The organism is Mycobacterium sp., assembly GCF_032161845.1.
Taxonomy (GTDB): Bacteria; Actinomycetota; Actinomycetes; order Mycobacteriales; family Mycobacteriaceae; genus Mycobacterium.
This window is the reverse complement of the sequence record NZ_JAVRQA010000090.1, coordinates 1-20,229: the sequence shown is the minus strand read 5'-3', so window position 1 is coordinate 20,229 and position 20,229 is coordinate 1. Positions and strand designations below refer to the sequence as shown.

Below are 20,229 nucleotides of genomic sequence, written 5' to 3'. Positions count from 1 at the left end.
TCATCATCGGGGAACCCTCGGAACCTTGAGCCCCGCTGCCGCGATCATCTCGCGCATCACCTCGTTGACACCGCCACCGAAGGTGATGACCAAATTGCGCTTGGTCTGACTGTCGAGCCACTCCAACAGCTCCGCCGTCTCCGGGTCCGCCGGATTGCCATGTGCTCCAACGATTTCCTCGGCGAGTCGGCCCGCATACTGGATGCGCTCAGTGCCGAACACCTTGGTCGCGGCCGCGTCGGCGACGTCGATGTTCTCCCCCGACGCCGCGACCTGCCAGTTGAGCAACTCGTTGATGCGCCACATGGCCTTGAGCTCACCGAGCGAGCGCTTCACGTCGTCGTGGTCGAGCGGCGTGTCTCCGTTGCTGCCCGGCTTGGACGCCCACGCGTGGATGCGGTCGTACAGCGACGCGACCCGGCCTGCGGGCCCGAGCATCACCCGCTCGTTGTTCAGCTGGGTGGTGATCAGTCGCCAGCCGGCGTTCTCCTCGCCGACGAGCATGTCGGCGGGCACCCGCACGTCGTTGTAGTACGTGGCGTTGGTGTGGTGCGCACCGTCGGACAGGATCATCGGCGTCCACGAGTAGCCGGGATCCGACGTGTCGACGATCAGGATCGAAATGCCCTTGTGCTTGACCGCTTCCGGGTCGGTACGGCACGCGAGCCAGACGTAGTCCGCGTCGTGTCCGCCGGTGGTGAAGACCTTCTGGCCGTTGACGACGTACTCGTCGCCGTGGCGCACCGCCGAGGTGCGCAACGACGCGAGGTCGGTACCCGCCTCCGGCTCGGTGTAGCCGATGGCGAAGTGCACTTCACCGGCCAGGATGCCAGGCAGGAACTTCTTCTTCTGCGCATCCGTGCCGTACTGCTGCAGGGTCGGTCCAACCGTCTGCAGGGTCACGGCGGGCAGAGGCACGTCGGCCCGCTGCGCCTCGTTGACGAAGATCGACTGCTCGATGGGCCCGTAGCCGTGGCCGCCGTACTCCTTCGGCCAGCCGACCCCAAGTTTGCCGTCCGAACCCATCCGCTTGATGATCGTCCGGTAGGCCTCGTTGTGCCTGTCGGACTCCATCGCCTTGGCTTCCTCGGGCGAGATCAGGTTCGAGAAGTACTGCCGCAGTTCGGCTTGCAGCTGCTTCTGCTCGGGCGTCAGTTCGATGTACATTACGCTCCCGCCATCGTCGAGGCCCCGAGAAGATCCAGCCGCCGTGACGGACCACCCAGCAGTCGGGTCAGGTCCTTGATCGTCGAGTAGTACCCGTCCATCGGGTAGGCAATGTCCATGCCCATCCCACCGTGCAGATGGTGACAGAGCTGCATCACCGGCGGCGCCTGCGACGTCACCCAGTAGCCGAGCACGTCGAGGTCCTCGGCGGCGTCCCGCCCCTCGGCGAGCCGCCACACCACCGACGTCGACGCGAGCGTGATCGTGCGCGAGGCGATGTAGATCTCGGCGAGTTGCGCCGCCACCGTCTGGAACGTCGACAGCGGCTTGCCGAACTGCTTACGGGTGGCGACGTAGTCGGCGGTCAGCCGCAGGGCACCGGCCACCAGTCCGGCCGCGTAGGCCCCCGTCCCCGCCAGCGCCAACTGGTTGACCCGATGCACCGCGTCGGCGCCACCGAGTACGTCGGCGTCGGCCACCGCGACGTCAGCGAAGGTGACGACGTATTCGTCGGAGTGATTCGCCGTCGGCGTCTTGGTCAACGTCACGCCATCGGCCTTGGGTGACACCACTGCGACACCGTCGTCGGTGCTGACGATGAGCCACTCCGCTCGTTCGGCATGGGGGACACCGATTTTGGTGCCGGTGAGTTTGCCGCCGGAGAGCCGGGTGGTGGGCCGCTCGGGCAGTGCGTTGCCGGGTTCGTTGAGCGCCGCGGTCAGCACGCCACCCTTGGCCACGCTGGCGAGAAATCGGTCCTGCTGCGCATCAGACGCCAGGTCCAGCAACGGGATCAGGCCGAGCCCGAGCGTGGCGTAGGCGGGACTGATGTTGCCGAACCTACCGATCTCGGTCAACGCCGAAGTGATCTCTGGCAGGCCGAGTCCGTCCCCACCGAGTCGCTCCGGCAGGCCGAACGCGACGACCCCTCCGTCGACGAGCGCTTCCCAGCTGTTCTCTCGTCCTAACGCCGACGTCACCACGTCGGCGACGGCCTGCTGTCCTTCGTCAGGACTGAAGTCCACCCGAATCCTCCTTGATTTTGGGAAGTTTGAGAGCTAGTGCGCAGCGCCGGTGTAGTCGACCTGCCAGTGCTTGATGCCGTTGAGCCATCCCGACCGTAGCCGCTCCGGTTCACCAACGGCCTTGATGTTGGGCATGTGATCGGCAACGGCATTGAAGATCAGGTTGATCGTCATCCGGGCCAGGTTGGCGCCGATGCAGAAGTGGGCACCCGTGCCGCCGAAGCCGACGTGCGGGTTCGGGTCGCGCAGGATGTCGAACGAGTGGGGATCGGTGAACACGTCCTCGTCGAAGTTGGCCGAGCGGTAGGACATCACCAGCCGCTGACCCTTCTTGATCTGCACACCGGCCAGTTCGGTGTCTTCGTTGGCGGTGCGCTGGAACGCCGACACCGGGGTGGCCCAACGGATGATCTCGTCGGCGGTGGTGGACGGACGCTCCTTCTTGAAGAGCTCCCACTGATCGGGGTTGTTCGCCAGCGCGATCATGCCGTGCGTGATCGAGTTGCGGGTGGTCTCGTTGCCCGCGACGGCGAGCATGATCACGAAGAAGCCGAACTCGTCGTCGGAGAGTTTCTCCCCGTCGATGTCGGCCTGGATGAGCGTCGTGACGATGTCATCGGTCGGGTTCTTGCCCCGCTCGTCGGCCATCGCCATCGCGTACATGATGAGTTCCATCGACGACTGCGCCGGATCGACGTCGGCGAATTCGGGGTCCTCGCCGCCGGTCATCTCATTCGACCAGCGGAACAGCTTGTCGCGATCGTCCTGAGGAACGCCGAGCAGCCCGGCGATGGCTTGCAGCGGCAGCTCGCAGCTGACCTGCTCGACGAAGTCGCCGGAGCCCTCCGAAGCAGCCGTCTTGGCGATGCTCTGCGCGCGCTGAGCCAGCTCCTCCTCCAAGCGACCGATGGCTCGCGGGGTGAACCCACGCGAGATGATCTTGCGCAGCCGGGTGTGGTGCGGCGCGTCCATGTTGAGCATGACGCTGCGCTGCAACTCGACGTTCTCGCGGGTCATCTCCTTGGGCCAGGTGGGGATGGCGCCGTTCTGCCAGCTGGAGAAGACGTCGCTTCGACGCGAGACCTCCTTCACGTCGGCATGCTTGGTGACGAGCCAGTACCCGTGGTCCTCGAACCCGCCGGCGCCGCCGGGGATGTCGACCCAGTGGATCGGCTCTGACTTACGGAGCTCTGCCAATTCTCCGACGGGCAGGGCGACGAGGTTGACGTCCGGATCGAGGAAGTCGAAATCCGAGGGAATATCGAGGGGTGCCATGCATGCGCTCCTAATTGCAACGTGTTCTAGTGCCAGTAAAACATGGCTTCACTGCAGATCAAAGGCGCGGCCGCATCGCAGCTTGTCAGAGTAATGAAACGTGTTCTAGCCTGACGGAATGGGTAACCCTGTCATCGTCGAAGCCACCCGCAGCCCCATCGGCAAGCGCAACGGTTGGCTGTCCGGCCTGCACGCCACGGAACTGCTGGGCGCAGTTCAGAAGGCCCTCGTCGAGAAAGCCGGCATCGACGCAGGCGACGTCGAGCAGCTCATCGGCGGGTGCGTCACGCAGTTCGGCGAGCAGTCGAACAACATCACCCGCGTCGGCTGGCTCACCGCCGGATTGCCCGAACACGTCGGCGCGACGACGGTCGACTGCCAGTGCGGCAGCGCGCAGCAGGCCAACCATCTCGTCCATGGACTCATCGCGGGCGGCGCCATCGACATCGGCATTGCCTGCGGCATCGAGGCCATGAGCCGGGTCGGCCTTGGCGCCAACGCGGGACCCGACCGCTCGGTCATCCGGGCCTCGTCGTGGGACATCGACATGCCCGATCAGTTCACCGCCGCAGAACGGATCGCGAAGCGGCGCGGCATCACCCGCGAGCAGATCGACCAGTTCGGCTTCGACTCGCAGCGCAAGGCGGCCCAGGCTTGGGCTGAGGGCCGGTTCGATCGCGAGATCTCACCGATCGATGCGCCGGTGCTGGACGAGAACAAACGTCCGACGTCCGAGTGGGCACTCGTCACCCGCGACCAAGGCCTGCGTGATACCACCTTGGAGGGCCTGGCACAGCTGAAGCCGGTGATGGAAGGCGCGATTCACACCGCGGGCACCTCGTCGCAGATCTCCGACGGCGCCGCAGCGGTGCTGTGGATGGACGAAGACGTCGCAAAGGCGCACGGACTGAAACCCCGCGCTCGCATCGTCAGCCAGGCCAACGTCGGCTCAGAGGCGTACTACCACCTCGACGGGCCGGTGCAGTCGACGGCCAAGGTGCTGGAGAAGGCCGGAATGAAGATCGGCGACATCGACGTCGTCGAGATCAACGAGGCCTTTGCCTCGGTCGTGCTGTCCTGGGCACGGGTGCACGAGCCGGACATGGACCGCGTCAACGTCAACGGCGGGGCCATCGCGCTCGGACACCCGGTGGGCAGCACCGGAGCCCGGCTCATCACCACCGCGTTGCACGAACTGGAGCGCAGCGACAAGAGCACCGCCCTGATCACGATGTGTGCCGGGGGGGCCCTGTCGACCGGCACCATCATCGAGCGCATCTAGTGGCTCCGGAGGGCAGGAGCGAAGCGACGGGGGAATCAGGTTCAGCCCCGCGGACGGTCTCCGACAGCGAGCGCATCGCGGCCGCCCAGGCCTACATCGATGCGTTGGCCAGCCATGATGCGAGTGCGGTGCCGTTCGCTCCGGGGTGCACCCGCGTCGAAGTCGGGCTGAAGACGGGATTCTCGGGAAATCACCTGCGGCGCAGCCTGACCGGCGGACTGCAGTACCGCGTCATCCGCGCGACGACGCACCCGGAGTTCACCGTCGACGGTGATCACATCCGGGCCAGGTTCGACCTGGAGACCAAGCCGTCCCTGGCGGGTCGACGGGTCGGTGCGCACATCGACGAGACCTTCCTGATTCCCACTTCAGACGGCTTGATCCACCACATCAAGGCTGACATCCGTCCGTTCCTGCTCAAGGGTTAGGTTTCTCCCATGGCAGGCAACAGACCCAAGTACATGGACACCGCCTTCGGCGACTTCGCCGTCAAGTGGATGTCACGCATCAACACGTTCATGTACCGACGCAGTGACGGCAAGGGGCTCGGCGGCAACTTCCAGGGCATTCCCGTCGCCATTCTGACCACCACGGGCCGCAAGTCCGGGGAGCCCCGCGACAGCCCGCTGTACTTCCACCGCGATGGCGACAAGGTGATCGTCGCGGCGTCAAGGGGCGGCAGCGACAAGCATCCGATGTGGTACCTCAACCTCAAGGCCGACCCCAAGGTCACCGTCCAGATCAAGGACGAGAAGTTGAGCCTCACCGCACGCGAGGCGACCGAGGCCGAGCGGGACCTCTACTGGCCCAAGCTCGTCGCGATGTACCCCGGCTACGAGGACTATCAGTCCTGGACCGAGCGCAAGATACCGCTAGTGGTGTGCGAGCCGTAGGCGTCGCTGCACGCAGCGGATGAAAGCGTAACCAGCACGTCAATTTGGTGAAGACTTCATTGCCATCGCAAGGTCTCCAGAATTAGCTGATTCTTCCTGGATCCTTCTTGACGGCGTGGGGTCATAATGCTGTACATGGTCGTACTTTCGATCCTGCAGTGCTCGAAGCATCGGTCCGTGGGGGCACAGGAACTGGGCATCGGACGGTTGCTGCACGAGCCGGCGACGCGCGGGCCAGATGCGGTCGTTCTGATTGCTGGCGCTCTCGACCTGGGACATCTCGAACTGCTCTAGCCGGGGGGACCGACGATGGTGCAGCTTTCAACAGCGGAGTGGATCGCGAACGACTCCGTGCCGATCCTCGAACTCACCATCGGAGGCTTGCTACGCGAGACGGCAGCGCGCGCACCCGATGCCGTCGCCCTAGTGACCGGCATGCCCGAGGCCGCCGACCGACGCCGGTGGACGTACGCCGAACTTCTTGAGGAGGCCGAACTTGCAGCGCGCGCGCTACTCGGACGGTTCGTCCCCGGTGATCGTGTCGCATTGTGGGCCAACAACATTCCCGAATGGGTGTTCCTCGAACTTGCGGCCGGGCTGGCTGGGATCACGCTTGTCACCGTCAACCCCGTTCTGCGCGCGGACGAAGTCGCGTACGTGCTGGGTCATTCGCGGTCGGATGGCATCTTCTACGTGCCTGATTTTCAAGGCCTGCGCATGGCCCCGATTCTCGCGGAGATCGAGGGTGAACTGCCCCAACTGCGCGAGAAGGTCTCCTTCGCTGACTGGGAAGCGTTCTGCGCCAGCGGTTCGTCAACTCAGGCCCTGCCCGACGTCGATCCAGGTTCGGCCGCACAGATCCTCTATACCTCCGGCACCACCGGACGACCAAAGGGTGCAGTCCTCCATCACCGTGGCGTCGTCAACAGTGCGCGCATATATGTCGATGCGCTCGGCCTGCAACCCGGCACGGTTCAGATGTGTGGCATGCCGTTGTTCCACATCGTCGGATGCGGTCTCACGGTCCTCGGCACGATCGCAAATGCGGGGACTCTCGTCGTGCTGCCGTACTTCGACCCGGGCCTACTGGTCCAGCTCATCGAAGAGGAGCGCGGGGAGTGCTTCTTCGGCGTTCCAACCATGCTGATCGCCTGTCTCGAGCATCCCCGGCTAGTTGATTCGGATGTGTCTTCGGTGAAGGTCGTCGTTGCGGCAGGCGCCCCCGTCTTGCCTGCCCTGGTGTCGCGCGTCGAAGACGCCTTCGATGCGCGGCTCTGTATTGGCTTCGGTCAGACGGAGACGTCGGGATGCGTTACTCAGGTCGTGCCCGACGACAAGCCGGAAGATCGATACAACACCATAGGCAGAGCGGTGGCTCAGACCGACATGAAGGTGATCGACCCCGAGACGGGCGAAACTGTTGCCCCCGATGTCGATGGGGAGCTTTGCACCCGTGGTTATTTCGTGATGGCGGGCTATTTCGACAACCCGGACGCCACGGCTAAGGCGATCGACGACGATGGCTGGCTGCACACCGGTGACCTGGCCGCGATGGACAGCCGTGGCTACTGCCGAATCACCGGCCGACTCAAGGACATGATCATCCGCGGTGGCGAGAACATCTATCCCCGCGAAATCGAGCAGGTGCTGTTCGGGCATGACGATGTCGCCGACGTGGCGGTGGTAGGCGTCCCCGATCCGACGTGGGGCGAACAGGTAGCCGCGTTCATCAGACCCGCTGACGGACGCACGCCGGATCCCGACCAACTTCGCACGTACTGCCTCGAACGGTTGACGCCTCACAAGGTGCCGCTTCATTGGCTCGTAGTCGACGTGTTTCCCACGACTCCGTCGGGCAAGGTTCAGAAGTTCCTACTGCGTGACGGGTTCGCAGCCAGCGCGCCCGCCCCGGACGTCGGCGCCGAAGATCAAGCGAAGTCGTTGAGCGCGTTGCGACGCGGTGGTGCCGTTCAGCCGGTGGCCGAGGCGGTCCGGCTCGCGGTGCAGGCGACGCTGGCATGTCGCCCCGATGAGCTGAACGGCGGTGTGCGCTTCACCGACATGGGTGGTGATTCGCTATCCGCGTTGAAGATCTCGGCACTTCTGGAAGAGGTCTTCGACACCGCGGTACCGGTAGGCGTGGTCCTCGACCCAACCAACGACTTGGATCGGCTGGCCAATTACATTGAGCTGAAGCGCAATAATGGACAGGGTCGGCCGACGTTCGCATCGGTACACGGCGAGAACACCTCAGAGGTGCGCGCGCGCGATCTCACGCTGGATAAGTTCATCGACCCCAAGACGCTGGCCGACGCGACTGAACTGGCGCGTCCAAGTGGAGCTCCTACGACGGTCTTGTTGACCGGTGCGACCGGATATCTCGGTCGGTTCCTTTGTATGGAATGGCTACAGCGCCTGAGCCAATCCGGCGGGAAGCTGATCTGCATCGCCAGGGGACGCGATGCTGGCGCAGCAAGAGCACGGATCGCGGCTGCCTTCGACAGGGGCGACGCCGAGCTGACGCGTGAATTTCACGCGCTGGCCGCGGATCACTTGGAGGTGGTGGCCGGTGACGTCGACGAGCCGCAGATGGGCTTGGACGCGGCCACCTGGAGTCGATTGGCCGACGATGCCGACGTGATCGTCCACTGTGCGGCGCTCGTCAACCACGTGCTTCCCTACAGCCAGATGTTCGGCCCCAACGTGGTGGGCACTGCGGAGCTCATTCGCTTGGCTTTGACCTCGACGCTCAAGCCGTTCAACTATGTCTCCACGGTTGCGGTGGCCTTCGACGGCGATCGCGGCCTCGGCGAGGATGTCGACATTCGCACGGCAAGCGCGGTGCGAAGGGTCGACGACACGTACGCCAATGGCTACTCGAACAGCAAGTGGGCCAGCGAGGTGCTATTACGGGAAGCCAATGACCTCTGCGGTCTGCCGGGCGCAGTTTTCCGCTGCGACATGATCCTGGCTCACAGCCGCTATACCGGTCAGCTGAATGTCTCTGACCTCTTCACGCGACTGATGCTGAGCCTGGTTGCCACGGGCATCGCACCGCGTTCGTTCTATGATTTCGACGGCCAGACACGCGGGAAGAGAGCGCACTACGACGGCCTTCCCGTCGACTTCATCGCCGAGGCGATCGTCGCGCTTGGTGTCGACGCCCTCGACGGATTCCACACCTACAACGTGGTGAATCCGCATGACGACGGCATATCCCTCGATCGGTTCGTCGACTGGTTGATCGCGGCGGGCCATCCCATCCAACGCGTCGACGATTACTCCGATTGGCTGACGCGCTTCGAATCCGCGATGCGGGCTCTACCCGACAGGCAGCGCCAACACTCCGAGCTGAACCTGCTCGAAGGATTCAAACCGCCCGCGCCGGCTCTGCACGGCCCAGCGCTGCCGTCGGACGCATTCCGTGCCGGGGTACGGATGTCGGGCATTGGACCAGACGGCGACATTCCGCATTTATCGGCAAGTTTGATCGCCAAGTATGTGGCCGATTTGCGCCAACTCGAGCTGCTATAGGCGCGCGCCGGCGGCGGAGCCGTGGCCCCACGAACTCGCACGTTTGCGATCGGTTCGGCCCGGCTAAGTACACGGCATGGCCGACGTCTCCGAACGAATCCGCAATTCGGGATTGCTCGCGCGGGCGCTGAAGTACTTCGCTCGCGGACACGTCGCGCTCTACCAGCGCACCAACGGCAGGTTGGGCGCGAAGCTGCTGTGGTTCCCGGCGGCGCTGCTCACCACCACCGGACGCAAGTCGCGGGAGCCGCGCACGACGGCGACGCTGTACCTGCGCGATGGCGAGAAGGTGGTGCTTCCCGCGTCGTTCGGCGGCCGCGACGGCAACCCCGCGTGGTACCTCAACGTGAAGGCCAATCCCGCCGTTGCAGTGCAGGTGCGCGACCAGCGACTGTCCATGACGGCGCGGGACGCGACCGACGAAGAGCGTCGGCGCTACTGGCCGGTCCTCATCAAGTTGTATCCGCCGTACAAGAACTACCGTGACGCCACTGACCGGGTGATCCCGTTGGTGGTGTGCGAGCCTATTCAGGCCCCGTAGACCGGCACCGGCGGGCGCGCCTTCGCGAGCAGATCGGTGACCACGGGCGCGAGTTCGGCGGGATCCCAGCGGGCGCCCTTGTCGATCTGCGGTCCGTGGGCCCAGCCCTCCGCGGCGCGGATGATGCCACCCTCGACCTCGAAGACCCGGCCGGTGACGTGGCGCGACTCGACGCTGCCCAACCACACCACCAGCGGCGAGACGTTCTCCGGCGCCATGGCGTCGAAGGCGGAGTCCTGGGTCGACATCATGTCTGCGAACACGGTCTCGGTCATCCGGGTGCGGGCCGACGGTGCGATGGCGTTCACGGTCACGCCGTAGCGGCCCATCTCTGCGGAAGCCACCAGGGTCAAAGCGGCGATACCCGCCTTGGCCGCGCTGTAGTTCGCTTGTCCCACACTGCCTTGCAGGCCTGCGCCGGAACTCGTGTTGATGATGCGCGCGTCCACTGCTTCGCCAGCCTTCGACTTCGCGCGCCAATGGGCCGCCGCGTGTTTCATGGTGGCGAAATGCCCCTTGAGGTGCACGGCGGTGACCGCGTCGAATTCCTCTTCGCTGGTGTTGGCGAACATCCGGTCGCGGACGATGCCCGCGTTGTTCACCAACACGTCGAGCCCGCCGAAGGCGTCGACTGCGGTCTGGATGAGACCCTCGGCCTGCTCCCAATCGGCGACGTTGGCACCGCTGGTGACGGCTTCGCCGCCGGCGGAGGTGATTTCGTCGACCACGCTCTGGGCTGCGCTGCCACCACCGGCAGGTGAGCCGTCGAGGCCGACACCGATGTCGTTGACGACGACCCGCGCCCCCTCAGCCGCGAAGGCCAGCGCATGCGCCCGCCCGATTCCGCCGCCCGATCCCGTGACGATGACCACTCGACCGTCAAGCAAGCCCATTTGTGTTGTCTCCTCGATTATTTGATTGCACTGGTGGTAGCGAGGTAGTGCGGCGGTTCTCCGCCACCGTGTACCTCGAGCGACGCTCCGCTGATGTAGGAGGCCACATCGCTGGCGAGGAAGGCGGCCGCCCAACCGACGTCGGCGGGCTTGGCCAGCCGCCCCAGCGGAACGTTGGCCGAGATGGCGGCGATCGACTCGGCGTCGCCGTAGAAGAGTTCGGATTGCTCGGTCTCCACCATGCCGACGACGAGGGAGTTCACCCGGACCTTTGGTGCCCACTCGACCGCCAGTGTGCTGGTGAGGCTTTCGACGCCCGCCTTGGCCGCGCCGTAGGCCGCCGTGCCAGGGGTGGGCCGACGACCGCTGACACTGGCGACGTTGATGATCGACCCGCCGTTGGGCTGATTCTGCATGTGTTCGTTGGCGTGCTGCGAAACCGAAAGCGGGCCAATCAGATTGAGTTCGATGATCTTGGTGCTGAACTTGGCCGAGGCATCGGCGGCGAGAACGTACGGCGAACCGCCCGCGTTGTTGACCACGACGTCGAGCCGACCGTGACGCTCGACGATGGTGTCGATGAGCGCCTTGACCGAGTCGTCGTCGCGGACGTCGCAGGGCAGAAACTCGTACGGCAGGCCGTCGACGGGACGGCGGGCGCACGTCACGACCGTCGCCCCCTGACCCGCGAACACTGCGCTGATACCAGCGCCGACCCCGCGCACACCGCCGGTCACCAGAACGACGCGACCGTCCAGTTGGAGGTTCACACCCGCCCCGGAACTTGCCCTGTCAGCCATGTCGGTCACTGTGCTAGCGTACCAAGCAAGTGCTTGCTTAGGTAGCCGCCCCAGGAGTAGCCGAGGAATTCGCATGACGATCACCACCAAGACAATCGAACCGGGGATCGTCTCGGTCACCGTCGACTACCCGCCAGTGAACGCCATCCCGTCACGCGGTTGGTTCGAGCTCGGCGATGCGATCACCGCCGCCGGGCGCGACATGGCGACCCACGTGGTGATCCTTCGGGCCGAAGGTCGCGGCTTCAACGCGGGCGTCGACATCAAGGAGATGCAGAACACCGAGGGCTTCACCGCGCTCATCGACGCCAACCGGGGCTGCTTTCACGCCTTCCGCGCGGTGTACGAGTGCGAGGTTCCCGTCGTGGCGGCCGTCAACGGGTTCTGCGTCGGTGGCGGCATCGGACTGGTCGGCAACGCCGACGTGATCGTTGCGTCCGACGACGCGAAGTTCGGCCTGCCCGAGGTCGAACGCGGCGCACTCGGCGCGGCCACCCACCTGTCCCGACTGGTCCCGCAACACATGATGCGCAGGCTGTTCTTCACGGCCGCCACAGTCGACGCTGCCACGCTGCACCAGTTCGGCTCCGTGCACGAGGTAGTGCCGCGCGCCGACCTCGACGAGTCCGCGCTGCGGGTGGCCCGCGACATCGCCGTCAAGGACACCCGCGTCATCCGAGCGGCGAAGGAGGCGTTGAACCTCATCGACGTGCAACCACCCAATGCCAGATACCGCATGGAACAAGGGTTTACCTTTGAGCTCAACCTGGCTGGCGTCTCCGACGAGCACCGCGACGCGTTCGCCGGGACCTCGAAGGGATCTGAAAAGGCATGACAGACAAGAGGACCACTCTCGACGAGGCCGTCTCGTCGATCGAGAGCGGCATGACGATCGGCGTCGGCGGCTGGGGTTCACGGCGCAAGCCGATGGCCTTCATCCGCGCGCTGCTGCGCACCGACGTCACCGACCTGACCGTCGTCAGCTACGGCGGACCCGACGTCGGGCTACTGTGCTCGGCAAACAAGGTCAAGCGCGTCTACTACGGCTTCGTGTCACTGGATTCGCCGCCCTTCTACGATCCGTGGTTCGCCAAGGCGCGCACCACCGGCGCCATCGAGGCGCGCGAGATGGATGAGGGCATGGTGCGGTGCGGGCTCCAAGCGGCGGCTCAGAGGCTGCCGTTCCTGCCGATCCGCGCCGGCCTCGGCAGCGACGTCCGCACCTTCTGGGGTGACGAACTCAAGACCGTCACGTCTCCGTACCCGGCTTCCTCGGGCGGCTTCGAGGAGCTGATCGCCATGCCCGCACTGACTTTGGACGCCGCGTTCGTGCACATGAACCTCGGTGACGAGCGGGGCAATGCGGCCTACACCGGCATTGATCCCTACTTCGACGACCTCTTCATGATGGCCGCCGAGAAGCGCTTCCTTTCGGTGGAACGCGTCGTGTCCACGGAGGAGCTGATCGAGGCGGTGCCACCGCAGGCACTGCTGATCAATCGGATGATGGTCGACGCGGTCGTCGAGGCGCCCGGCGGCGCCCACTTCACCACCAACGAACCGGATTACCGCCGCGACGAGAAGTTTCAGCGCCACTACGCCGAGGCCGCGGCCTCCGACGAGACGTGGGCCGAGTTCGTCAAGACCTACCTCGCCGGCAGTGAGGCCGACTACCAGGCCGCCGTACGCAAGTTCAGTGAGTCTGCGCGCAAGGAAGGTTCAGCATGATCTCCGCTTCCCGAGCCGACGTGTGCACCATCGCGTGCGCGGACCTCTTCCGTGACGCGGGCGAGATCATGGTGAGCCCGATGACGACGATCGTGTCCATCGGTGCGCGCCTGGCCCGACTGACGTTCTCCCCCGACATTCTGTTGACCGACGGGGAGGCTCGACTGATCGCGGACACGCCCCCGATCGGCGCCCCCGCGGCGATCGAGGGGTGGATGCCGTTCAACCGGGTCTTCGAGACCCTGTCCTGGGGACGACGGCACGTCGTCATGGGCGCCAACCAGATTGACCGTTACGGCAATCAGAATCTGTCGGCGTTCGGGCCCATTCAGCACCCGACCCGCCAGATGTTCGGCGTCCGCGGCGCGCCGGGCAACGCCATCAACCATGCCACCAGCTACTGGGTCGGCAACCATTCGAAGCGGGTCTTCTGCGACACCGTCGACATCGTGTCGGGCGTCGGCTGGGACAAGGTTGATTCCGACAATCCCGCGTACCGGTTCCTGAACGTCTACCGAGTGGTGACCAACCTCGGCGTCTTCGACTTCGGTGGACCCGACCACCAGATGCGGGCCGTGTCACTGCACCCCGGCGTCGAACCCGCGCAAGTCGCGGAGAACACGTCGTTCGACGTGCACGGCCTGGACTCGGCGACCGCCTCCCGGCTGCCGTCAGGCGATGAGTTGAAGCTCATCCAGGAAGCGATCGATCCGAAGGGCTTGCGGGACAAGGAAGTCAAGGTATGAGTCACCTGCGCACCCCGCTGACCGAACTGATCGGCATCGAGCATCCCGTCGTCCAGACAGGGATGGGCTGGGTGGCAGGCGCGCGACTGGTGGCGGCGACGTCGAATGCGGGTGGGCTCGGCATCCTGGCGTCGGCGACGATGACGCTCGAGGAGCTGGCGACGGCGGTGACCAAGGTCAAGGCGACCACGGACAAGCCGTTCGGCATCAACATCCGCGCCGACGCCGGTGACGCGAACGATCGAATCGACCTCTTGATCCGCGAAGGCGTCAGGGTGGCGTCTTTCGCGTTGGCGCCGAAACCCGACCTGATCGCCAAGCTGAAAGAAGCAGGGGTGGTGGTCATTCCGTCGGTCGGCGCGGCGAAACACGCCAAGAAGGTGGCTGGCTGGGGCGCCGACGCGGTGATCGTGCAGGGCGGCGAGGGCGGCGGCCACACCGGTCCGGTCGCGACCACGCTGCTGCTGCCCTCGGTGCTCGACGCGGTGGACATCCCCGTCGTGGCGGCAGGCGGATTCTTCGACGGTCGCGGCCTGGCCGCTGCCCTGTCCTACGGCGCCGCGGGCGTCGCGATGGGCACCCGTTTCCTGCTGACGTCTGATTCGACCGTGCCCGAAGAGGTCAAGCGCCGCTACCTGGAGTCCGCCTTCGATGCGACCATCGTGTCCAAGCGCGTGGACGGCATGCCGCACCGGGTACTACGGACCGGGTTGGTCGAGAAGCTCGAGAGCGGCTCGCGTGCGCGGGGTTTCAGCGCAGCCATTCTCAATGCCCAGAAGTTCAAGAAGATGTCCGGCATGACGTGGCGGTCGATGATCAAGGACGGCCTTGCCATGAGACACGGCAAGGAACTGACCTGGTCGCAGATCGTGATGGCGGCCAACACCCCGATGCTGTTGAAGGCGGGCCTGGTCGAGGGCAACACCGAAGCGGGCGTGCTGGCCTCTGGTCAGGTCGCAGGAATTCTCGACGACCTGCCGTCGTGCGCCGAACTGGTCGAGTCGATTGTCAGCGATGCGGTGAACCACCTTCGCGCGGCCTCCGGACACATCGTCGACTGATTCCCCCAGGTATCGATGAAGTAAATAGCTTCTTTTTCAGATAATGAAGCTATGATCTTCATATGGACGACATGAAGCCATCGACTTCATCGAGAGCAATGCTGATCGGTGACGTCGTCGGCTCCCGTGCCGCCGCCGATCGGCGCGCCCTGCATCGAAATCTGACCAGGGCGCTGGAGGCAATTGCGTCGAACGCCGTCGATGCCCCGGCCTTCACGGTCGGCGATGAGTTTCAAGGCAGCTACGCATCGGTGGGAGACGCGATCGCCGCTGCCCTGGCGCTCCGGCTCGCCGTCGCGCCAGACGTCGACGTCCGATTCGGCATCGGCTGGGGTGGGGCCACCATGCTCGACCCGGACACCGGCATCCAGGACGGACCCGGCTGGTGGGCGGCACGCGAGGCGATCGAATGGACCGCCGCCGCGCAGAAACAGGCCGGCCTCGCGCTGGTGCGCACGTCGTACCGGACCACCGACGCCGCAGCACCCGTGGCGGACCCGATCAACGCCGCGCTGATGTGTCGGGACCACCTGCTTGGATCACTCGATGAAAGGTCCATCCGCATTCTGAGAGGTCTAGTGAACAACCGGTCCAAGCGCGAACTCGCCGCCGACGAGGGCATCAGCGCCTCGGCGGTATCCCAGCGCGCGGCGCGCGACGGGCTGGACCTCATCGTCGCGGCGTCGCAGCGGCTTTCGGAGATTCGATGAGCGCACTGGCCGTGCTGCTGATCGCCGTCGGAATCGGCGATGTGTGCCGGCGCCTGGTCGCCGTCCGGTGGGTGGCGCCATCGGCAGCCGTCGTGGCGATCTTGGCCTGCCTGCTGCTTGGCGCACTGTGGCACGTCGGCGACCTTCCCTTGGTCGCCATCGCCGCCGCGGCCAGCGTCGCGTGGCTTCTGCTGTGCGACCGCGCCGAGCAAACTGGCAGGCACCAAGCTTTACCGTTGACGGTGTTCGGTGTCGCAGTCGCGGCATTGATCCTGTTGTCCGGCTTGGGATCCGACGTCGATGGCCTGATTGCGCATTGGCTGGCCTGGACGGGCTACGCCGTCAGCCCGAACCGGACGCTGATGGTCGTCGGCGTCGTGCTGACCCAGCTGGGAACGGCAAATGAGTTGGTACGCCTCGTTCTCGGCTCCGTCGGCGCGGTTAGACCCGCAGGACAGCCGCAGGCGTCGGATCAACTCAAGGGTGGTCGACTGCTCGGACCGATGGAACGCCTGCTGATCGTCGGGCTGGGACTGGCTGGTCAGCTGACTTTGGCCACGGCCGTCGTCGCGGCGAAGAGCATCATCCGATTCCCGGAGATCAGCGCCAAGCGTGACAAGAACGGCAGCCCGGAGCGGGTCGGCATCGACGACGTCACCGAATACTTCCTGGTGGGTAGCTTCGCCAGCTGGATGTTGGCATTCGGCGGCTTGGCTCTGGTGGCGGCCGTGCACTAGCGCGCTTCGCCCCGCCCACGCGCTTCGCCCCGCCCACGCCCCCGCCGCCGTCCCCGCCCCCGCCGACGCCCCCGCCGAGCGTCCGCCCCCGCCCCCGCCGAGCGTGAATCTCACGACGATTTCGACAGAATTCCGTCGTGAGATCCACACTCGATCACCACACGAGGCCCCGCTCGCGTAACGCGGCCTCAACCCGCGCGACGTAAGTCGGCCGCCGATACCGCAGCAGGTCGCGACTCACCCGGATGATGATCCAGCCGAGCGCCGTCAGCTCGAACTGCTTGTCAATGTCACGCTGCCGCACAGCCGGATCGGTCCAGTGCTGGGGTCCGTCGTACTCGATGCCGACCTTGACCTCGCGGTAGTCCATGTCGATCCGGGCGACGAACTCACCGTACTGCCCGAAGACCTCCAACTGCGTCTGCGGCGCGGGCAGCCCAGCGTCGACGAGAGCCAACCTGGCGACCGTCTCCTGTGGCGACTCGGCGCCGCCGTCGATCAGGGGAAGTACGCCGCGCAGCCGCCGCAGACCCCTCACTCCCGGATGAGCGGCGGCAACACCGTCGACGTCCGCGACCGTCACACCAGTGGCGTTGACCAGGGCGTCCAGTCGCTGCACCGACTGGACTCGCGAAACCGTATGTCGACCGATGTCGAATGCCGTTCGCGCAGCGGTGGTTACAGGCATCGCGTTGACAACCAAGCGCTCGCCGGGGTGAAGCTCTTCGGTCCGAACGACCAGCCCGGCCGGTGGTTTGCGGTTCTCGTGGATCAATTCGGCAGGTTGTCGCCCATCGATCCACTTCGTCCCGAGGAGAGCAGCCGCAGATTGCCCGGCGACGACTCCGCTACGCCTGGACCATAGCCACGCCGCCTCGGCGCACTGAGCGGCCGACGGCTGAACGCCACGCGGTATGAAGACACCGGGGTACAACGGTTCGTAGGACTTGCGCATGGCGCGCTCGGGGATGACGCGATTCGACAGCGCTTCGGCACCGATGAACGGCCACGGTACGACGGACATGACGGCATCATCCGGGCTACACCCGACGAGATCGCTTGTGCAGCGGGTGGTTATCCACAGGCACACTAGGGCCCACTGTGAACCTCACGACGGATTTCGGCTCAAACCGTCGTGAGATTCACACTCGGCGGGGCGGGGGTCGTGGCGCGGCGGCGGTGGAGGCGGGGGCCTAGAGCCGCTCGATGATGGTCACGTTGGCGGTTCCGCCGCCTTCGCACATCGTCTGCAGGCCGTACCGACCGCCGGTGCGCTCTAGCGTGTTGAGCATCGTCGCGAAGAGCTTTGCGCCGGTGGCCCCGAGCGGGTGCCCGAGTGCGATCGCACCACCGCTCGGGTTGACCTTCGCCGGATCGGCCTTGGTGTCCTTCAGCCATGCCATCACGACGGGCGCAAAGGCTTCGTTGATCTCGACGGTGTCGATGTCCTCGATCGACAGGCCGGTCTTCTCCAGCGCGTAGTGCGTCGCAGGGATCGGGCCGGTCAGCATGTACACGGGGTCGGCGCCGCGGGCACTGATGTGGTGGATGCGGGCGCGGGGCTTGAGGCCGTGGTCCTTGACGGCCTGCTCGGACGCAATCAGCACGGCGCTGGCGCCATCGGAGATCTGGCTGGCCATCGCCGCCGTCAGCCGGCCGCCCTCGACGAGGGTCTTCAGCCCGGCCATCTTCTCCAGCGACGTGTCGCGTGGGCCCTCGTCGGTGACGAAGCCGTCTACCGCGATGATCTCGTTCTCGAAGTAGCCGGCGCGGATCGCCTCCTGCGCGCGCTGGTGACTGGTCAGCGAGTACTGCTCCATCTCCTCGCGCGAGATCTTCCACTTCTCGGCGATCATCTCCGAGCCGCGGAACTGCGAGATCTCCTGATCGCCATAGCGGTGCAGCCAACTCTTCGACTCGCTGGTCGGCGAGGTGAAACCGAACTGCTCGCCGACGATCATCGCCGACGAGATCGGGATCTGACTCATGTTCTGCATGCCGCCCGCGACGATCAGATCGGCGGTACCGGACATGATCGCCTGTGCGCCAAAGGAAATGGCCTGCTGGCTCGAACCACACTGTCGGTCCACGGTAACGCCGGGCACTTCCTCGGGGAAGCCAGCGGCGAGCCACGACAGCCTGGCGATGTTGCCCGCTTGCCCGCCGATGGCGTCGACACAGCCGGCGATCACGTCGGTGACGGCACCCGGGTCGACGTCGTTGCGGTCGAAGAGTCCACGCCAAGCAGCAGCCCCGAGATCGACGGGGTGAACGCCGGACAGACCGCCGTTGCGCTTGCCCACCGCGGTGCGTACGGCATCGATGATGTACGCGTCAGCCATTGTTCAATCTCCTTGTTTGGTGATTCCGCCGAGCACGATGGCGAGGTACTGCCTGCCCACCTGCTCGGCGGTGAGGGGTCCACCTGGTTGGTACCAGCGGACGGAAACCCAGGTGGTGTCGCGGATGAATCGGTACACCAGGTCGACGTCGAGGTCGGCGCGCAAGCTTCCCTCGGCGACGCCCTGCTTCAGGACGTCTATCCACATCGTCCGCTGTTCCCGGTTGCGCTCGTCGACGAAGGCGAACTGCGGCAGCGACGAAAGCCGTTTGGCTTCATCCTGATAGATGACGACCTGGGCGTGCCGGTGCTCGATGGCTTCGAACGACGCCATGAACAGACCTTCGACGCGTTTCAGCGGATCGGTCTCGGTCTCGACGATCTCCTGGTACCGACCGAAGAGCCAGTCCAGGAAGTCGCGCAGGACTTCCTCGACCATCTGCTCCTTGGACTTGAAGTGGTGGTACAGGCTGCCGGACAGGATTCCCGCGGAGTCGGCGATGTCGCGCACCGTGGTGGCCCGTAGACCGCGCTCGGCGAACATCGCCGCGGCGAGGTCCAGCAGCTCGTCGCGGCGACTCGGAAGCGCCTTGTCCACCTGACCAGAGTATCAACCAAGCGCTTGCTCGGCTAGCTGTAGCCCCAGTACTCGAGGCACGCGTCCGCCGACGGCGTTCCATCGTGACTCGCGCGCGAACGCGACAGGTTGAACACGTACCAGGGATCCGGTTCGTCGGCACGGTATCGGGCGCACTGTCGAATCGATTCTGGCAACCGCTGGAGTGCCTGCTCGGCGTCCGGTGACAACGAGAGCAGGTAGTCGGTGTCCAGCGAGCCGGTCTGCTCGTAGCGGTCGATGTTGCGCTCGGCGATCAACCTCTCGGGATTGATCATTGCCACGCCGAGCAATGTCACCACGCCGGCGACCAGGACGGCCCGCGGCAGCCAATGCGCAGTCATTCGAATGCCCGTCAGTGCGATGAGTACGAACACCACGCCGAGCCACGACTCGATCGCGATCACCATGATCCGCTGCACGCTGAACCCGTATGCCTGCTGATAGAGCCACATCCGGTGGATCGCCGAGACGACCACCACCACTGACGTGGCGCACGTCGTGCCGAGCAGTGCTCGCAACAGCCGCCGGTCGGCGGTGCCGACACGTCCGGCCACCCGAATGACGACGCTGATCACCAGCAGCGTCAGCCCGGAAACCCAGAGCAGCTGCCAAAAGCCCTGTCGCGCGTACTCGGCGTAGGTGAGCCCTTCGGTCTCGAGGACGTGGTCGTGGCCGCCGAACAGAACGGTGGCCTGGACGGCGACGAACGCAACGAACAACGCGTCGAGCACGCCGAGGGGGACCGCCCACTCCCACCTCGGGACGGACCGCACCGGCTTCGGTGCCATGGCGTCCAACCGTGGTGCGAACCGGACGAGATGGGCACCCCCGAGGACGAAGGCCAGCACCAGCCCGAAGACCAGAACACGGGCGACCA

The 20,229-nt window shown here is 65.4% G+C and carries 21 protein-coding genes; 12 read left to right on the top strand and 9 right to left on the bottom strand.

The genetic code is table 11. The features are described from left to right. Window positions 1-3: 3 nt before the first annotated feature. Genes fadE29 through QOD90_RS05450 form a run of 3 tightly spaced genes read right to left on the bottom strand, consistent with a single transcriptional unit; the run spans window position 4 to window position 3,467 of the window. Window positions 4-1,167, bottom strand: coding sequence for an acyl-CoA dehydrogenase FadE29 (gene fadE29 / locus QOD90_RS05460; protein WP_526347453.1), 1,164 nt, complete (start codon window positions 1,165-1,167; stop codon window positions 4-6). Next, window positions 1,167-2,192 (bottom strand): acyl-CoA dehydrogenase family protein, encoded by a 1,026-nt coding sequence (locus QOD90_RS05455; protein ID WP_526347451.1) that lies wholly within the window; start codon window positions 2,190-2,192, stop codon window positions 1,167-1,169. The genes fadE29 and QOD90_RS05455 overlap by 1 nt, the downstream gene beginning before the upstream one ends. Window positions 2,193-2,225: 33 nt before the next feature. After that, the gene (locus tag QOD90_RS05450) at window positions 2,226-3,467 is read right to left on the bottom strand and encodes a cytochrome P450 (RefSeq protein WP_526347449.1); all 1,242 of its coding nucleotides are present in this window, start codon (window positions 3,465-3,467) and stop codon (window positions 2,226-2,228) included. A gap of 118 nt (window positions 3,468-3,585) precedes the next feature. On the opposite strand from QOD90_RS05450, the gene QOD90_RS05445 reads away from it, so the two are divergent. The 6 genes from QOD90_RS05445 to QOD90_RS05420 all read left to right on the top strand — a co-directional run bounded on the left by QOD90_RS05445 (window position 3,586) and on the right by QOD90_RS05420 (window position 9,717). Beyond that, complete coding sequence (locus QOD90_RS05445; RefSeq protein WP_526347447.1) at window positions 3,586-4,749, top strand: steroid 3-ketoacyl-CoA thiolase; 1,164 nt, start codon at window positions 3,586-3,588, stop codon at window positions 4,747-4,749. Then, window positions 4,749-5,177 carry a DUF8021 domain-containing protein gene (locus QOD90_RS05440; protein ID WP_526347445.1) on the top strand — a complete coding sequence of 143 codons (429 nt, stop codon included), beginning with the start codon at window positions 4,749-4,751 and terminating at the stop codon, window positions 5,175-5,177. The genes QOD90_RS05445 and QOD90_RS05440 overlap by 1 nt, the downstream gene beginning before the upstream one ends. Window positions 5,178-5,186: 9 nt before the next feature. After that, entirely contained in the window at window positions 5,187-5,642 is a 456-nt protein-coding gene (locus QOD90_RS05435) for a nitroreductase family deazaflavin-dependent oxidoreductase (RefSeq protein ID WP_526347443.1), read from the top strand. Between the two features lie 135 nt (window positions 5,643-5,777). Further along, on the top strand, window positions 5,778-5,936 hold the full coding sequence (locus QOD90_RS05430) for a hypothetical protein (RefSeq protein WP_526347441.1): 159 nt from the start codon (window positions 5,778-5,780) through the stop codon (window positions 5,934-5,936). Between the two features lie 15 nt (window positions 5,937-5,951). Further along, on the top strand, window positions 5,952-9,176 hold the full coding sequence (locus QOD90_RS05425) for a thioester reductase domain-containing protein (protein WP_526347439.1): 3,225 nt from the start codon (window positions 5,952-5,954) through the stop codon (window positions 9,174-9,176). A 76-nt stretch (window positions 9,177-9,252) separates the two neighbouring features. Beyond that, window positions 9,253-9,717, top strand: coding sequence for a nitroreductase family deazaflavin-dependent oxidoreductase (locus tag QOD90_RS05420; protein WP_526347437.1), 465 nt, complete (start codon window positions 9,253-9,255; stop codon window positions 9,715-9,717). On the opposite strand, the gene QOD90_RS05415 is transcribed toward QOD90_RS05420, so the two are convergent. Next, the gene (locus QOD90_RS05415; RefSeq protein WP_526347435.1) at window positions 9,705-10,610 is read right to left on the bottom strand and encodes an SDR family oxidoreductase; all 906 of its coding nucleotides are present in this window, start codon (window positions 10,608-10,610) and stop codon (window positions 9,705-9,707) included. The genes QOD90_RS05420 and QOD90_RS05415 overlap by 13 nt on opposite strands. Before the next feature lie 17 nt (window positions 10,611-10,627). Next, entirely contained in the window at window positions 10,628-11,410 is a 783-nt protein-coding gene (locus QOD90_RS05410) for an SDR family oxidoreductase (protein WP_526347433.1), read from the bottom strand. Between the two features lie 73 nt (window positions 11,411-11,483). Between QOD90_RS05410 and echA20 the strand changes: the two genes are divergently transcribed. From echA20 to QOD90_RS05380, 6 genes are all read left to right on the top strand, one after another. Then, window positions 11,484-12,245 carry a (7aS)-7a-methyl-1,5-dioxo-2,3,5,6,7,7a-hexahydro-1H-indene-carboxyl-CoA hydrolase gene (gene echA20 / locus QOD90_RS05405; protein ID WP_526347431.1) on the top strand — a complete coding sequence of 254 codons (762 nt, stop codon included), beginning with the start codon at window positions 11,484-11,486 and terminating at the stop codon, window positions 12,243-12,245. Beyond that, window positions 12,242-13,138 carry a cholesterol ring-cleaving hydrolase subunit IpdA gene (ipdA, locus tag QOD90_RS05400; protein ID WP_526347429.1) on the top strand — a complete coding sequence of 299 codons (897 nt, stop codon included), beginning with the start codon at window positions 12,242-12,244 and terminating at the stop codon, window positions 13,136-13,138. Before echA20 ends, ipdA begins: the two co-directional genes overlap by 4 nt. Then, window positions 13,135-13,884: a cholesterol ring-cleaving hydrolase subunit IpdB gene (ipdB, locus tag QOD90_RS05395; RefSeq protein ID WP_526347427.1), complete on the top strand. Its 750-nt coding sequence runs from the start codon at window positions 13,135-13,137 to the stop codon at window positions 13,882-13,884. The genes ipdA and ipdB overlap by 4 nt, the downstream gene beginning before the upstream one ends. Next, window positions 13,881-14,945 carry a (3aS,4S,5R,7aS)-5-hydroxy-7a-methyl-1-oxo-octahydro-1H-indene-4-carboxyl-CoA dehydrogenase gene (ipdC, locus tag QOD90_RS05390; protein ID WP_526347425.1) on the top strand — a complete coding sequence of 355 codons (1,065 nt, stop codon included), beginning with the start codon at window positions 13,881-13,883 and terminating at the stop codon, window positions 14,943-14,945. The genes ipdB and ipdC overlap by 4 nt, the downstream gene beginning before the upstream one ends. A gap of 62 nt (window positions 14,946-15,007) precedes the next feature. Then, window positions 15,008-15,655, top strand: a complete 648-nt coding sequence (locus QOD90_RS05385) for a SatD family protein (RefSeq protein WP_526347423.1) — start codon at window positions 15,008-15,010, stop codon at window positions 15,653-15,655. Next, window positions 15,652-16,392 carry a hypothetical protein gene (locus tag QOD90_RS05380; protein ID WP_526347421.1) on the top strand — a complete coding sequence of 247 codons (741 nt, stop codon included), beginning with the start codon at window positions 15,652-15,654 and terminating at the stop codon, window positions 16,390-16,392. Before QOD90_RS05385 ends, QOD90_RS05380 begins: the two co-directional genes overlap by 4 nt. A 154-nt stretch (window positions 16,393-16,546) precedes the next feature. Here the strand turns inward: QOD90_RS05380 and QOD90_RS05375 are convergent, their stop codons facing one another. From QOD90_RS05375 to QOD90_RS05360, 4 genes are all read right to left on the bottom strand, one after another. After that, entirely contained in the window at window positions 16,547-17,416 is an 870-nt protein-coding gene (locus QOD90_RS05375; RefSeq protein ID WP_526347419.1) for an endonuclease domain-containing protein, read from the bottom strand. A gap of 169 nt (window positions 17,417-17,585) precedes the next feature. Next, window positions 17,586-18,734: a steroid 3-ketoacyl-CoA thiolase FadA6 gene (fadA6, locus tag QOD90_RS05370; protein ID WP_526347417.1), complete on the bottom strand. Its 1,149-nt coding sequence runs from the start codon at window positions 18,732-18,734 to the stop codon at window positions 17,586-17,588. 3 nt (window positions 18,735-18,737) lie between these two features. After that, window positions 18,738-19,331: a TetR family transcriptional regulator KstR2 gene (kstR2, locus tag QOD90_RS05365; protein ID WP_526347415.1), complete on the bottom strand. Its 594-nt coding sequence runs from the start codon at window positions 19,329-19,331 to the stop codon at window positions 18,738-18,740. A gap of 32 nt (window positions 19,332-19,363) precedes the next feature. Beyond that, on the bottom strand, window positions 19,364-20,229 hold an 866-nt coding region (locus tag QOD90_RS05360; RefSeq protein WP_526347413.1), incomplete at its 5' end, for a DUF4153 domain-containing protein.